Below are 15,523 nucleotides of genomic sequence, written 5' to 3'. Positions count from 1 at the left end.
TCCATGTTCATATATACGGAACTCTTTTTTTAAAATATTTTTTTTGATCTAAAAGTATTTTTTCGCTAATATATTCTTCTAAATCTTTAATTTTCGAATATTTTTTTAGTATTTCTTCTGTAATTCCAAGACTGTTGATTTTTTCTTTTATATATTCAATATTCCCTTTTTCTTTTATATATTCATGATTTATGGCAAGGAATATAAGCTCTCTTATATATTCTTTTTCTTTTAATATTAATTGATTATTAATATTATTATACACTATTAATGGATTTGTATTCAATACCCTCGAAAGTCTTTTTATTTTTCCTTCATTATTTTTTCTATTTTTAGAAAGATAAACTTCTTCAAATTCTTTTCTTTCTATTTTTTTATTTTTATCTTTTCTTGTTTTTAAGAATCTATTTATTTCTTTTTGAAGCATAAGTATATCCTGCTCTTTTATATTGAATTCATTTAAATACTTATTTTTTAAAATTGAAATATCAAAAGATATTTCATCTTCTATATGACCAATCCATATTTCAGGAATACCTTCTTGATTTAATATTTCTTCTATTGTTTTTTTCTTTATTCCATATATTTGAAAGATTGTTTTTTCTATAAACCCTTCAAGTATTGTAATATATAATTCCAGCAAATATTTTTGCTTTGTGTATTTTATTACTTTATTTTCAAAATTTTGCATTTCCTTTATTGAATGAAGAGGTGATTCTATATAATGAAGTTCAAGAGGAGATGTTTCAATTAATTGTTTTTTTATTGCTATTATTAATTTTACAGCTTTAATGAGCATTTTTTCTTTTTTTGAATTTTTATATAATCCTGGAGCAATAGGAATATTTTTCAGATCTCCAACTTCAAGATCTACACTTCCTGCTATAAATCTATATATATAAAAAGCTAATTTGCTATTTAAAAATCCCAGTAATGCAAATTTAAAATTTTCATTATCAGTAAATATGCTACTTCCTTTACAATCGAATAAAAAATTTTCAGGTAATAATCTGAATGTTGGCCCTTTTGATGTTGTCATAGAATAGGTTATTCCTGATTTAAAATAGTATTGTCTGTTAGGTAAATGATTTCCCATTTTTTTTAAAAGTTTATAATTCTCTTCATCAAAGGCTATTACCCACCATAAATTCCCATACCATTTATTATAAGGTCCTCCTTTTGCATACGGAACCCATTTTTTACCATCTTTTTTGTGGTTAAAACTTATCTCTTCACGAGGAACTTCCCAATGATATCTTAAAAATCTTTTATTGTCACCTGTTGCAATTCCCTGCCTAACATCAGCAAAATTTATTAATTTCTCATATTCAAAGATTTTTTTTACTTCTTCATTTATCCAATATACAAATGGATAGCCCGGTATTTTTTTAAATTCGTTTTGATTTTCATAATATATATATTTTCTTTCTTTTCCTTTTTTTATTATGTTATCTAATACTTCCTTCTTTTTGTTATAATCTATATCCCTTAAATCTATAAATAAACTTTTATTTTCTTTATTCCCTTTTTCTTTTCTAAGAATATACATGGCGGTATCAACAAGTGCATCTTCAAATACGCCTCCAAGACCAAAATGAACAAGAGATTCTATATGCATATTTTTTATTATAAACTTTCTTAAATCTTCATAACTGCTAATAAACATAAAGGTTTGTGGGGTTATCATACCAAGCAATCCGCCATCTCTTAAAAAATCATAATTTCTTTTTATAAAGCACGAATACAGGTTTTTTCTAAAATCAAAGTATCTTTCTCTTATAAGTTTTCTCAATTCTGGCGTATAATCATGAGAATCTGCATAAGGAGGATTGGATATAACTATATCATAGTTTAGAGATAATATTATCAAATATTTTTTCATTTTTTCTGCATAATGTTTTTCTAAAACTGTTTTTTCTGTAAATAATGAATATTTTTCATATTTTTTTATTATCTTTTCTCTATTTTCTTTTGAAAGAGTTATTAAACTCCCTAATTCTTTATATCCAGAAATTTCATTTTTTATAGATTTTAATATCTCCTTAAACTCTATATCTTCAATATCTTCTTCTTTTACAATATCAAAGTTTGTAGAAACTATATTAAAATTTATTGGTTTAATATATCCATCTTCCAGTGCTTTTATTTTCAGAATTGTCTTTGCTATTTCAACACCTTTTTCATCTATATCTATACCATAAATATTTTTTTCCAGTATAAACTTTATATATTCTTCTTTCTTATATCCCTGTTTTTCATAAAATTCTTTTAAGCGGTTATATACTTTTATTAAAAAATGTCCGCTTCCACAAGCGGGATCTATAATTTTTATATTTTCAAGTTTTATTTCTCTTTCTTGTTTCTTATATTGTATTTTGTATTTATTAGCTATTTCAGAATCATCATAGATTTCGCAATAATATTTTGTCAATGTATTGTCAACAAGATATTCTATTATCCACTCAGGTGTATAAAATTGAGATTGTTTATGTATCTTCGGAATATTTTCATCAAGATTGTAATATTGATATGCCCATCCCAGAATATCATCTTTATCCCAATCTTCTACACTACTAAAATTATTATGTATTTTTTTTAATAATTTTTCTTCAATTTTTATATTATATAATTCATCAAATAATTCTGGTATATATCGTTTTAATTCATTGTAATCATACGCATTTTTTAATATGCCTTTTTTATATAATAATTTTGAAGATATAATCTTACTTAATATGTTGAAGGTTATTTCATTTATAAATTTTTCTTTATTATTATCCTTTGCTAAAAATTCCCTGATTATTAAATTTTCCTTTTTAAAATTTTCTATGTTTTTAATAATAAACTCCTTTAGCGTTTTTTTTGATTCTAAAACGCTGTTTTTCAGGTTTTTATACATACTATTTCACCTTTTTTCCACTAAATATATCCTCAAAATATAGTTTTTATGTTCTATATTTATAATATAATATTCTTTGAAAAGCTCTGTTTCCTTTTCGAATAGGTATTTATAATCATCTATTTTATAGATGTTTTCAATATCTTCAATTACGAAATTGGTATACTTAGAACTGATATAAATTACATTTTCTTTTAAACCATTTTTTAACTCTTCAGGTAAATCATTTTCATTTATCTTTTTATATTGCCCAAGCAGAAACTTTGTAAAAAGTTCATCATAACAATCTATCAAATCAATAGGCACTTTATAAAATTCATATATTTTATTATTATAAAAATAGATATTTTTTATTCCTCTAATATAAAAAGCCGGAAAAGATAGTAATACTCCATTTTCTATATATCTAACATTAAAATATTTAAATCCTCTTTCTTCCAATTCCAGATTTTTATATTTTATTAAAAAAGTGGTATCGCCCCTTTTTATAATTTCAATATTACCATCATTGGTTTCTATATACCCCTCATCAAAATACATTTCATCCCAATCTTTTTTAGCCAATCTTAAATGAGGTAAAATTGTAAATTCATTAATTACATATTCAAATTCATCCCAGACAAACCATATAACAAAATATACAGCAAATAAAATCCCAAATATAAATAAAAATGATTTAAAATTCTTTTTCTTTTCATTGTTTGGTAATCTCATTCTATTACCACCATACCTTATATCCATTTGTTATTGGCATTCTTCTATCCTTTCCAAATGCTCTTTGAGTTACTTTTATACCAGGCGCTCCCTGACGTCTTTTATATTCATTAATATCAACTAATTTAACAACGTACTTTACAGTTTCAACATCAAACCCATCTTCTGTTATTTCATCTATACTCATTTCATATTCAATATACCTTTCAAGAATTGCATCTAATATCTCATATGGTGGTAATTTATCCTGATCTGTTTGATCAGGTCTCAATTCAGCTGATGGCGCTTTAATAAATACATTTTCAGGTATAACCCAACTTCCCTTTATTCTATTAAAATATTCCGCTAACTTATATACTTCGGTTTTATATACATCTTTTATTGGCGATAATCCACCAGCCATATCTCCATATAATGTTGCATAACCTGTTGCAACTTCACTTTTATTTCCAGTTGCAAGGGCAATATGGCCAAATTTATTTGAAAAAGCCATAACAATAGTTCCTCTAATCCTTGCCTGAATATTTTCCTCAGCTACATTCATTGGTAATCCACTAAAAGCTGCATCTAATTCTTTTAATAAACTTTCAAATGTTCTTCTAATTGGAATTGTATGCGTTTTTATACCGAGATTTTTTGCAAGATCATATGAATCCTTTATACTTCCTCTTGAAGAATACTGTGAAGGCATTAAAATGCCAAGAACATTCTCAGCGCCCAATGCATCTGCTGCCAATGCTGCAACAAATGCTGAATCCATACCTCCACTTAATCCTAAAACCACTTTGCTAAAACCATTTTTATGAATATAATCTTTTAATCCAAGTTTTAAAGCATTGTATATCTCTTCATATCTTTCAAGTAATAATACCTTTTTGTTTCCTTTATAAACGTTGTCCTTCTTTTCTATTGTTTTATTTATTTTAATAACTTCAACATTGTGATTTTCATATATTAAATGTCTTCTTTTAGCTTCTCTTAAATTAGCTCTTGTTGAAGAAATAGGATCAATATCAATAAACTCTATTTTTTCTTCAAATAATGGTAATGAATGCACAACTTCCCCAAATGGATTTATTACCACGCTACCGCCATCAAATACTATTTCATCCTGACCTCCAACAAGGTTTACATATACTAACCATGTAGATAATTCTGCTGCTCTTGTTTTAAGCATTTCCAATCTACTTTCTGGTTTTCCTTTGGTATATGGAGATGCTGAAATATTTACTATTACATGTGCCCCCATTTCAGCAAGATCAACAGCAGGACCATTTGGTACCCATATATCTTCACAAACAGTAACCCCTATTTTTAATTTATTTTCAAGTTCTATCATTAAAGGGCTATGCCCGGGTGAAAAATATCTTTTCTCATCGAAAACAGAATAATTTGGCAAATATATTTTATGATACTTTGCTGATTCTTTTCCATTATACACAACATATGCTGAATTATATGCATCCACATCAAAATCAAGATTACCAATTACAGAAATTGTTTCTTTACCTTTAGAATATGAAATAAAATCATTTAGTGATTTTTTTGTGTCGTCTAAAAATCCTGTTTTTAAAACAAGATCTTCAGGTGGATAACCAACAAGAAATAATTCTGGAAAAACAAGTATATCAGCCTTATTTTCCTGTGCGATATCAAGAGCATTCTTAGCCTTATCAAGATTCCCTTTTAAATTTCCCACATGGGCATTTAATTGTGCCAATCCTATTCTCAACCTCATAACATACACCTCTTTTATAATTATTTAATTTATTAATTTTATTATACCATTATAATACTCATGAGTAAAGACTTAAAAATCACAACTTCCACTTTTTCACAAACCAAATAAAAAAACAAAAATTCCTTAAAAATATTTATTGTAGAAAACTTCATAAAAAGATTCACTCATGCGACTCGATTGCTAATCCTCAAAAACTGCTCATATACGCTGGGGCGCTCAGATTCCCCATCCCTGGGGAAGCTTCGCTCAAAAAAACATCCTGTTTTTTTTGTCCCTCTTCATTTGCAGTTTTTTCGGGCAATCTTCGAGCATTCGTTCATCTTTTTATTCAATTTTCTTTTATGTTTTACTTATTTTAATATAATCTAATAAAGAAAATAGAAATAATAATATGAGTGAAGACTAAGAATTTCCCGAAGCGGGGATTACAGGATAGTTGGAAAAAATAAAAGCGAGTGAAGGCTCGCAGAGTGCCTGATTGTATAATAGAAAGTAGAAAAATAATATGAACGAAGACTAAGAATTTCCCGCAGCGGGGATTACAGAATAGTTGGAAAAAATAAAAGCGAGTGAAGGCTCGCAGAGTGCCTGAGAAAATTGTGAGTGGAAGGGGTCAAAATCACACGGATGTGATTTTGAGTGAAGACGAACATGGATGTGAGTCTGCAACGACCCCTGAGAACGAACAATTTTCGAAGATCAGCACTCAAGTCGCCTGAACAAGCTTTTATTTTTTCCAACACAAAGAATTTTCAAATGGAGCGAGGATTAGAAATTCTTGCCGTTTGAATGAACATTATTTTTATTTTTTTCAATCAAACACAAAAAGAACAATCATAACCGTGAGTTTGCAACGCTCGGTAGGAATATGCTATTATAATAGTAAAAAATAGCATTAAGGAGCTGATTATATATGTTATTAAAAGAAAAAGAAGGCCTTAAATTCCTTACATTCTCTCATTTCGAAAAATTCAACAACCTCTTTCATCTATTCACAACAAGAATATACAAAAACACCAATGATTTTAATCTCAACAAAAGACTATTAGATTCAGATATACAAATAAAAAACAACTATTCAACGCTGTGCAGAATATTCAATATCCCTCCAGAAAACTTAGTCTTTTCAGATCAGGTTCATGACAATAAAATAAAAATAATAACCCAAAATAGTGATTCCATAAAAGAAATAGATGGATTAATAACCAATGAAAAAAACATCTTCTTAGTTACATATTATGCAGATTGCACTCCAATATATTTCTACGATTATAAAAAAGAAATAATCGCATTGGCTCATTCTGGCTGGAAAGGAACCCTAAAAAGAATTGCACAAAAAACTATAAACACCATGGTAACTAATTTCAATTCCAACCCTTCAGATATATTAGTTGGTATTGGTCCCTCAATAGGACCAGAATCCTTTGAAGTAAAAGACGATGTAAAATCATTATTTGAAAAGGAATTTAACTATAACGACATTATAATAAGAAAATCCGGCAAAATATACATCGATATATGGAAGACTATAAAATACCAGCTTATTGAATCTGGGATTCCAGAAAATAATATTGAATCTTCTAATCTTGATACATATAAAAGAGCAGACTTGTTTTTCTCATATAGAAAAGAAAAAACCTCCGGAAGAATGGCTGCAATAATGGGATTAATTGACAAATAAAAATTATTCTGATATAATAGTTCGTAAGACTAACTGTTTGTCTGGAGGTTTTGAAATTGTCTAAAGCTACTATTAAAAAAAATCACAGGGTTGATATATTCTCGAGATCCATATTAAGTTCTTTATTTTTATTGTCATGGCCAATGATTGTTTCCAATTTAATGCAAACACTATATAACATAGTTGATGCATATTTTCTTGGCAAGTTAGGAAAAGTAGAATTTTCAGCAACCACCATCACATGGCCTCTGGTATTTGTATTTATTTCTTTTACAATAGGATTTTCAAATGCTACTGTAACCCTTGTTTCGCAATATACCGGCGCAAAAAATAAAAAGATGTCACAAAAAACTGCGGGACAGGCTTATGTTGTATCAATAATCCTTGGATTAATCCTGTCCACAATTGGGATTCTGTTTTCAAATCAAATAATACATGCAATAACAGGTGAAAAAAGTGCTGAAGTTATTCCATATGCCATAAGATATTTTAATATAATTATGATTGGTATGCCATTTGGATTTTTATTTAATATTTCTTCTTCTATATTAAGAGGTTGGGGCGATTCAAAATTTTCAATGCACATGATGTTCTACTCTACTATTATTAATATAATACTTGACCCTATATTTATATTTGGATTCTGGTTAATACCGGAAATGGGCGTTGCTGGTGCTGCATGGGCAACAACAATTTCAAGGTTTATTACAGGTGTTGTTTCATCCTACCTTGTATTCAAGGGAGAAAGAGGATTTAAAATTAATATAGAAGATTTAAAACCTGATATTGAGATTATAAAGAAAATATTATTTATAGGTTTCCCGGGTTCTTTAAGTTATACTATCACTTCAATTGGATTTGCTGTTATTATGAAATTTGTATCTTCATTTGGACCTGTTATAGTAAGCGCTTATGGAATAGGAAACAGAATAATAAATTTAATAACCATGATCTCCTTTGGTATTGGCTCCGCTGTTACCACAATGGTTGGTCAATTTTTAGGGGCTAATGAAATAGAAAATGCTGAAAAAACTGTAAAAACTGCTTTTATAACTAACTTTTTAATAATTACAGTATTGAGTACATTTACATTTTTCTTTGGCGGTCATTTAACAAAGTTCTTTATAAATGAACCTGAGGTTATAAAAATAGGGGACATATTCTTTAAGTATGTTTCTTTTTCACTTCCGTTTTTTGCATCTATGAGTGTTTTTGTAAATACCCTTGTAGGCGCTGGAAAAACAGGGCAGTCAATGATAATAAATATTACCAGATTATGGGGAATTAGAATACCGCTCATTGCTTTAATGTCTCAAAAATGGGGGTTTTTAGGTTTATTCTATGCTATGATTATAAGCAATATACTTGCCATGATATTAGCATGGCTTTTCGTTAAATTTGGAAACTGGCGAAAAAGCATTATATAAAACAAAATGCCCGAAAAAATCGGGCATTTTTTATATTATTCTTTATTCAATTGTGCAAAGTATAAAAGTTCTGCTTCTATAAATCCGTCAAGTTCTCCATCTAAAACCGCATCTGAATTTGATGTTTCATAATTAGTTCTATGATCCTTTACCATTTTATATGGATAAAGCACATAAGATCTAATTTGATTACCCCATGAAATATCCTTAACATCTCCCATTAATTTCATCTTTTCTTCCATTTTCTTCTGCATTTCCAATTCATATAATCTTGCCTTTAAAATCTGCATGGCTGTTGCCTTATTTTGATGCTGCGATCTTTCATTTTGACATGCAACAACAATACCTGTAGGTAAATGAGTAATTCTAACTGCAGAGTCTGTCTTGTTAACGTGCTGCCCACCAGCACCTCCAGCCCTATATGTATCTATTTTCAAATCATCTGGCCTTATTTCAATATCTATTTCTTCATCTATTTCAGGTGTCACAGAAACAGAAGCAAAAGATGTATGTCTCCTATTTGCCGCATCAAATGGCGAAACTCTTACCAACCTATGAACACCAGACTCATATTTTAATTTACCATATGCAAATGGACCGCTAATTTTTACAGTTACACTTTTTATACCTGCTTCATCACCAGGTAGATAGTCTATAATTTCCAATTTGTAATTGTTTTTTTCTGCCCATCTGGTATACATTCTAAGCAACATATCAGCCCAATCCTGAGATTCTGTTCCACCTGCACCAGGATGAATTGTAAGATAAACATTGTTTGAATCGTATTTGCCAGAAAGTAGCATTGCCAATTCAAAATCCTTAACCTTTTTTTCTATCTCTCCTAATATCTCCATTGCCTGTTCTTTCATTGAAGGATCCTCTTCGCCAAATTCTATAGCAACCGCTAAATCATCAAACAATGAAGATAAATTATTGAACTCTTCCATTTCATGTTTTAAATGTTGCAATTCACGAGAAATTTTTTCTGCCTTTTTTTGATCATTCCAGAAATCAGGATCTGTCATTTTATTCTCTAATTCAGATATTCTAGCAGTTGTTTTTTCAATATTAAAAAGATTCTTTAGATTTTCAAACTTCTCCTTAAGCTCGTCTATTTTCACTTTTACTTCATAATCGAGCATCGTCGTTTCACCTCTTCACTCTAATTCTTTTGTGGGATTTTTTATTTTGCTTTCTTTTTTCTTCTCTATTAATAACGCTACCATCATTATGCACAAAGTTTAATTGATGTATCTTCTTCTTTGTTTCTTCCTCTTCTTTTGAAGTATCTACCTTTACTATTCTTAATAGATACGATACTGTATCATCATATATATTGTTTATTAATTCCTCAAACATAATATACGATTCTTTCTTAAATTCCATTGTAGGATCTTTTTGACCATAGGCTCTTAAACTTACAGCCTCTTTTAAATGTTCTATAGCTTCTAAATGTTTTCTCCATCTTTCATCAATTATTCTTAACATTATAAATTTAGCTATTTTCTTAAAGTCTTCCCCAAATTCTTCTTTCTTGGACTTGTATTTATCCCATAATATTTTAAAGATTTTATCTTTGCATTCTTCAACTGTATCAAATTCTATATTTTCAACTATTCCATATGATAATAGTTTTTTCTTTAATTCTTCTTTATCTATAGTTTCTTCATCAGTTATTGAAGATTCAATTATTCTATCCACAACATCTTCAAATATTTCCTTTAGGTGATCATCATAATCACCCTGAGATAAAATCCAATCCCTATGAGCATATATAGAAGAACGCTGATAATCCATTATAGAATCCAATTCAAATAATCTTTTTCTTATGGAAAAATGTATTCCTTCTACCCTTTTTTGAGCATCTTTTATTATTTTACTAAGCAATCCATGCTCTATAGGCTCTCCATCCTGTATCTTTAAAGCACCCATTATACTCTTTAACTTTTCACCACCAAAGAGTCTTAATAGATCATCTTCAAATGAAAGGAAGAATCTTGATTCTCCAGGATCTCCCTGCCTTCCAGACCTACCTATGAGCTGATTATCAATCCTTCTACTTTCATGCCTTTCAGTACCAATTACATATAAACCACCAAGCTCTACAACACCTTCACCGAGTTTTATATCTGTACCCCTACCTGCCATATTTGTTGCAATGGTAATCATTCCTTTTTGACCGGCTTGTGCAACTATTTCTGCTTCTTTTTCGTGATACTTCGCATTTAATACATTATGTGGTATTCCTTCTTTTTTCAACATGCTACTGAGCAATTCACTTGTTTCAATTGACGTTGTACCAACGAGTATTGGTTGCCCTTTTTTATATCGTTCTTTTATTTCAGAAACAACTGCATTCCATTTTTCCTTTTGTGTTCTAAATATTAAATCATTTTGATCCTTTCTTATAACAGGTTTATTTGTTGGAATAACCACAACATCACAGTTGTATATCTGTTTAAATTCATCTTCTTCTGTTTTTGCAGTACCTGTCATACCAGCAAGTTTTTCATACATTCTAAAATAGTTCTGGAATGTAATTGTTGCATAGGTTAATGATTCTTCTTTAACCTTTACACCTTCTTTTGCTTCAATTGCCTGATGAAGCCCTTCACTATAACGTCTTCCATGCATAAGCCTTCCTGTAAATTCATCAACAATAATAACTTCTCCATCCTGAATTATATAATCTTTATCTCTTCTAAAGTAATATAAAGCTTTTAATGCATTTAATGTATGGAATAAAAAGTGTATATTTTTTGGATCATAAAGGTTATCAATTCCCAGCATCTTTTCAAGTTTTGATATACCTTCATCGGTTAATATTACCGCTTTACCCTTTTCATCTAAGGTAAAATCTTCGTCTTTTTTCAACTTTCTTGCAATTCCTGCAAATTTTGTATATAAATGTGAAGGTGTATCAGAAGGACCTGAAATAATAAGCGGTGTTCTGGCTTCATCAATTAAAATACTATCTGCTTCGTCAACTATTGCATAATGATGTCCTCTTTGAACTTTATCTTCAAGATCATATACAAGATTATCCCTCAAATAATCAAAACCAAATTCATTTGCTGTTCCATATGTAATATCGCATTGATAAGCTTTTTTTCTATCGGCTGTCTCCATTCCTGCCTGAATAAAACCTACGCTGAGACCAAGAAATTCATATATTGGCCCCATCCATTGAGCATCCCTTTTAGCAAGATAATCATTATGCGTGGCAAGATGTACTCCTTTTCCTGTTAATGCATTTAAATAAACAGCAAGCGTGGCAACAAGAGTCTTACCTTCACCTGTTTTCATTTCTGCTATATTTCCTTCGTGTAGAGCAATACCACCCATTAATTGCACATCAAAATGCCTCATATTTAATACTCTTTTAGACGTTTCCCTTACTGTAGCAAACGCTTCAACTAATAAATCATCAAGCGTTTCTCCATTTTCCAATCTCTTTTTAAATTCTTCAGTTTTTGCCTTTAACGCTTCATCTGATAATTTCTCATATTCCGGTTCTATTTTATTTATTTTTTCCACCGTTTTTCTATATCTGTTTAATGTTCTTTTATTTTTATCAAATATTTTTGATAAAATACTCATCCTTTCACCTACCTTAATATTATTAACTCTTTAAATCTATTATCCTCTTCAGAATTTAAAATTAAAACTTCACCGGGAACTGAATCGCCTATATACTCCTCGAAAAAAGAATTTATATTTATATACCAGAAATATAATACATTATTTTCCAGATTATCAATATTTTTAAATACTCCTAAATTTGATATCTTTTTAGAACTTACTATAATATATTTCATTAAAGATGGAGAATTTGAAGATATAATTAACTGTTTTTCGTTTAAATAAAGATATACCGGATCTCCAATATTTTTATAATAAATAGTATAATAAGTATAATTCCCCAATTTTTTACTTTTGATGTTCCAATGAGAAAATTTTTCTTCCAATTTTTCGACGTTAACTTCACCTGGTATAATTATGGATATCCCATCACCCTTTCTCGAAAAATATTCGCTTATATATACTGAATCTACATTTTTTACGCTTTCAAGAATATATCTTAATACATTAAGCGAATAATCGTCATCTGGTGTAAAAATTCTCTTTGCGATATTTAAAATATTTTCTTTTTTTTCTATATTTAAATATACAACAGAATCACCAAAAATTTTATAATCTTTTTTCAGCGAGGTACTTTTTAATACTTTGAAATTTGTATCAATATTAAATATGATATTTTTATTTTCATATTGAACTGTTACTGTTCCCTCAGAAGTATCCGGATATTTTTGAATATATTTTTCCTGCAAAGGTTCAACAAAAAAATTAAATTTGTGATTTTTAAAATGGATATATACATTTGTGGTTACCTGTAATTTTAACTCGTTAAAATAATCTAAAAGCCCAAAAATTTCTGTTAAGTCTATTGCTTTTCCATTATAAAATATTATATGATCTGCTATTAATTGGAATTTTAAATTTAACTGTTTTATATTATATTTTCCATTATTATATTCTACCTCATAACTAAAAAGATTTTTTATCAAATAAATTAATTTTTCTATATCATTATAATCTGTTATTATATATCCATTAAAATTAGATATAAATTTAATACTATCCTGTATAGGAATTATCCAGAACATATTCTCCAGAGATAATGTATCATTGGTTAAAAATAAAAAATCCGAATTAATAAACTTTAAAACATCATTTTTAAGACTTTTATCTATATTTTTTTCCAGAAAAGAATATAATTGTTCCTGTCCCGCACCTTCTTTAGAATACAAATATCTAAAAAATGGTATATTCTGATATACGCTGGAATAAAATCTTCCAGGAGATTTCCAGTAAAAAGATATATCAAACCCTATTGAAAATATGGTTATATTAATAAAAATCAATATAATTATCAGGATTTTCTTCAACACAATCACCTCTAAATTTTGATAAATCAATTATATCAAAAAAATTTTTGATATAAAAGTATAAAATAAAAACAAAGCCTGACGGCTTTGTTTTTATTTTATTTTATTTTTTATTCAACTGGGGTAAGGGGCAGGTTAAAGGTATATTCTATTGATCGCTTAAGTAATAAAATATACCATTCGCTATCCCCTGCTAAATTTCCAATATAATATTCCAGAGGAGAAGTCGAAGCGATTACCCTTCCATTTCCATATCTATATTCAATATATGTTGGATATTTTTCATTTGTAGAATATTCTTTTATAAATACCACAGGGTTAATTATATCTGCCGAACTTAAATTATCAAAACCTCCGTGACTTGCATAATTACCCACTAAAGATTCTTCAGGAAAGCCTGCCAATAATGGATGTGTTCTATTTGTTATTTCATTATAACTATCATAATAATCTCTCCAGGTTACACCGCCAGGAAGAGTTCCTGTAAAATCTCCTCCATTCCAGCCATTGTCGCAGGCAATCCAGAATAACGTTCCACCATTACTTACAAAAGTATTAAATTTATCCATATTGGTTTTATATATATCATAAAAATTACCTGTCTGATCACCCTCGATAATTATAGCCCAACTTGAATCAAATGAATTTAAATTATTAATATCTTCAGAACTTTTTATTTCATATTGTTTTATACCACTACCTTCAGAGAAACCTATATTATCTAAAATATCCGTAACAGCACTTGGTTCTGACCAGGCATCTACATCTTTAAAAATAACAACATGTTTTGCCGCTTTACGTAATATCAAATCCGGTGCCACTGTATTTTTTCCGTTTTCTATAACAATTGGTGCTGCATCTGCCGAATATTCAGAGTTTTCTTCGACATCTCTTGCATACACTATATAATTACCCACAGGAACAAAATCAAATGAATAGTTTCCATTTTTGTCTGAAAATGTGTACATCCCGGGCAAAGGTTCTCCTTCTGGCGTTCTAATTTCTAACAAAATACCTGTTTGGTCTGATTTATCAATATATTTAACTTTTCCATTTAAAGTACCATAATCTCCTAACGGATATAACACCAGAGATGCTCCTAAAGTCGTTTTTTCATTATTTTTTATATCTATAAATTTTTTTGTTGGAAAATACCCATCCTTTTCGGCCTTTATTATATATTTCCCTTCTGGAATATTCTCCAATGAAAAATAACCATCTTCAATTGTTTTAGTTTTATTTAAGGTACTTATAGTATCAACTGGACTAAATCCATTTCCTGTTGCCTCTAAACCTTCTATTGATACTTTAATATTGCTATTATCCACATTATCACTTAAATTTGCATATCCATCAACATCTCCATTTTCCATTATCGGATCAACTTTTTGACATGAAAAAAACAAAAATATGGTTATTAAACCTATTATAATAATTATTTTTCTTTTCATAATTTTTCCCTCCATTAATTTTAAAATCTTAGTCCAAATTCACCATATACTCCAAATATTCCAAATGTCTGTTGAAATGACAGGTCAAAAACTGTATTAACACCACCTGTAATAACAAAAGGCCCTAAATATATTGAAATTCCTGCTTTTGTAAGATACATTGTATAGGAATAAATTGAAAATTCTCCATTGTAATATTGAATAATTGGACTTATTCCCGAAAATACCTTTATTCTTTTAGTTGGAATCTGGACTAAAAAAAAGATAGTTGGTTGCAGATATGTTATTTCACCTGTATTTATAATATCCTCCGGGGAAAAAACACCTATTTCCAATCCAAATATATCCTTATCACCAATAGTTACACTTCCACCCACAAAAGCTCTTTCATATCCAGACAATTCTTTTAAATAACTTCCTGAGATTTCAAAACCTAACATAATCCCTGAAAAAACACCTATAACCAATAACATAAATACCATTTTTTTCATAAATACACCTCATTTCCTTTATTTTATTATGCGATGCCACTATATTTAAGTTAATAATATTTGAATATTTTTTTAATGTATGTATTATGATTATACTCTTATTCTTGAATTAAAGCAAATTAAATAAAAATAATTGATTTTATGTTATAATCTGAATGAAAAAATATTAT

Annotated in this window: 10 protein-coding genes; 2 read left to right on the top strand and 8 right to left on the bottom strand. The window is 28.7% G+C overall.

Going from position 1 to position 15,523, the window contains the following annotated elements:
• Positions 1–7: 7 nt before the first annotated feature.
• The 3 genes from LN42_RS07335 to LN42_RS07325 are packed head-to-tail and all read right to left on the bottom strand — an operon-like array spanning position 8 to position 5,351.
• The gene (locus tag LN42_RS07335; protein ID WP_014296886.1) at positions 8–2,899 is read right to left on the bottom strand and encodes an N-6 DNA methylase; all 2,892 of its coding nucleotides are present in this window, start codon (positions 2,897–2,899) and stop codon (positions 8–10) included.
• Positions 2,900–2,905: 6 nt separating this feature from the next.
• Positions 2,906–3,613, bottom strand: a complete 708-nt coding sequence (locus tag LN42_RS07330) for a hypothetical protein (protein WP_075780644.1) — start codon at positions 3,611–3,613, stop codon at positions 2,906–2,908.
• Between the two features lie 4 nt (positions 3,614–3,617).
• Positions 3,618–5,351, bottom strand: coding sequence for an NAD+ synthase (locus LN42_RS07325; protein WP_014296884.1), 1,734 nt, complete (start codon positions 5,349–5,351; stop codon positions 3,618–3,620).
• 916 nt (positions 5,352–6,267) lie between these two features.
• Here LN42_RS07325 and pgeF point away from each other — a divergent pair.
• The gene (gene pgeF, locus LN42_RS07320) at positions 6,268–7,035 is read left to right on the top strand and encodes a peptidoglycan editing factor PgeF (RefSeq protein WP_014296883.1); all 768 of its coding nucleotides are present in this window, start codon (positions 6,268–6,270) and stop codon (positions 7,033–7,035) included.
• A 56-nt stretch (positions 7,036–7,091) separates the two neighbouring features.
• Complete coding sequence (locus tag LN42_RS07315) at positions 7,092–8,462, top strand: MATE family efflux transporter (protein ID WP_014296882.1); 1,371 nt, start codon at positions 7,092–7,094, stop codon at positions 8,460–8,462.
• 35 nt (positions 8,463–8,497) lie between these two features.
• Here the strand turns inward: LN42_RS07315 and prfB are convergent, their stop codons facing one another.
• The 5 genes from prfB to LN42_RS07290 all read right to left on the bottom strand — a co-directional run bounded on the left by prfB (position 8,498) and on the right by LN42_RS07290 (position 15,353).
• Positions 8,498–9,604: a peptide chain release factor 2 gene (prfB, locus tag LN42_RS07310; RefSeq protein ID WP_014296881.1), complete on the bottom strand. Its 1,107-nt coding sequence runs from the start codon at positions 9,602–9,604 to the stop codon at positions 8,498–8,500.
• 7 nt (positions 9,605–9,611) lie between these two features.
• A complete protein-coding gene (secA, locus tag LN42_RS07305) occupies positions 9,612–12,062 on the bottom strand; it encodes a preprotein translocase subunit SecA (protein WP_075780643.1) in 2,451 nt (816 codons plus the stop codon).
• Between the two features lie 8 nt (positions 12,063–12,070).
• A complete protein-coding gene (locus LN42_RS07300; RefSeq protein WP_041638554.1) occupies positions 12,071–13,411 on the bottom strand; it encodes a hypothetical protein in 1,341 nt (446 codons plus the stop codon).
• Positions 13,412–13,521: 110 nt separating this feature from the next.
• Positions 13,522–14,862 carry a hypothetical protein gene (locus LN42_RS07295; RefSeq protein WP_014296878.1) on the bottom strand — a complete coding sequence of 447 codons (1,341 nt, stop codon included), beginning with the start codon at positions 14,860–14,862 and terminating at the stop codon, positions 13,522–13,524.
• 20 nt (positions 14,863–14,882) lie between these two features.
• On the bottom strand, positions 14,883–15,353 hold the full coding sequence (locus LN42_RS07290) for a hypothetical protein (protein WP_014296877.1): 471 nt from the start codon (positions 15,351–15,353) through the stop codon (positions 14,883–14,885).
• Positions 15,354–15,523 lie beyond the last annotated feature (170 nt).

The organism is Marinitoga sp. 1137, from assembly GCF_001941525.1.
Taxonomy (GTDB): Bacteria; Thermotogota; Thermotogae; order Petrotogales; family Petrotogaceae; genus Marinitoga; species Marinitoga piezophila.
Note: the sequence above shows the minus strand (reverse complement) of the source record. Positions and strands in the feature narration are given on the sequence as shown.

What these genes read in the sequence shown, in the direction of transcription:
- LN42_RS07335 (WP_014296886.1), bottom strand. Translation starts at nt 2,899, where the DNA reads ATGTATAAAAACCTGAAAAACAGCGTTTTAGAATCAAAAAAAACGCTA.
- LN42_RS07330 (WP_075780644.1), bottom strand. Translation starts at nt 3,613, where the DNA reads ATGAGATTACCAAACAATGAAAAGAAAAAGAATTTTAAATCATTTTTA.
- LN42_RS07325 (WP_014296884.1), bottom strand. Translation starts at nt 5,351, where the DNA reads ATGAGGTTGAGAATAGGATTGGCACAATTAAATGCCCATGTGGGAAAT.
- pgeF (WP_014296883.1), top strand. Translation starts at nt 6,268, where the DNA reads ATGTTATTAAAAGAAAAAGAAGGCCTTAAATTCCTTACATTCTCTCAT.
- prfB (WP_014296881.1), bottom strand. Translation starts at nt 9,604, where the DNA reads ATGCTCGATTATGAAGTAAAAGTGAAAATAGACGAGCTTAAGGAGAAG.
- secA (WP_075780643.1), bottom strand. Translation starts at nt 12,062, where the DNA reads ATGAGTATTTTATCAAAAATATTTGATAAAAATAAAAGAACATTAAAC.
- LN42_RS07295 (WP_014296878.1), bottom strand. Translation starts at nt 14,862, where the DNA reads ATGAAAAGAAAAATAATTATTATAATAGGTTTAATAACCATATTTTTG.
- LN42_RS07290 (WP_014296877.1), bottom strand. Translation starts at nt 15,353, where the DNA reads ATGAAAAAAATGGTATTTATGTTATTGGTTATAGGTGTTTTTTCAGGG.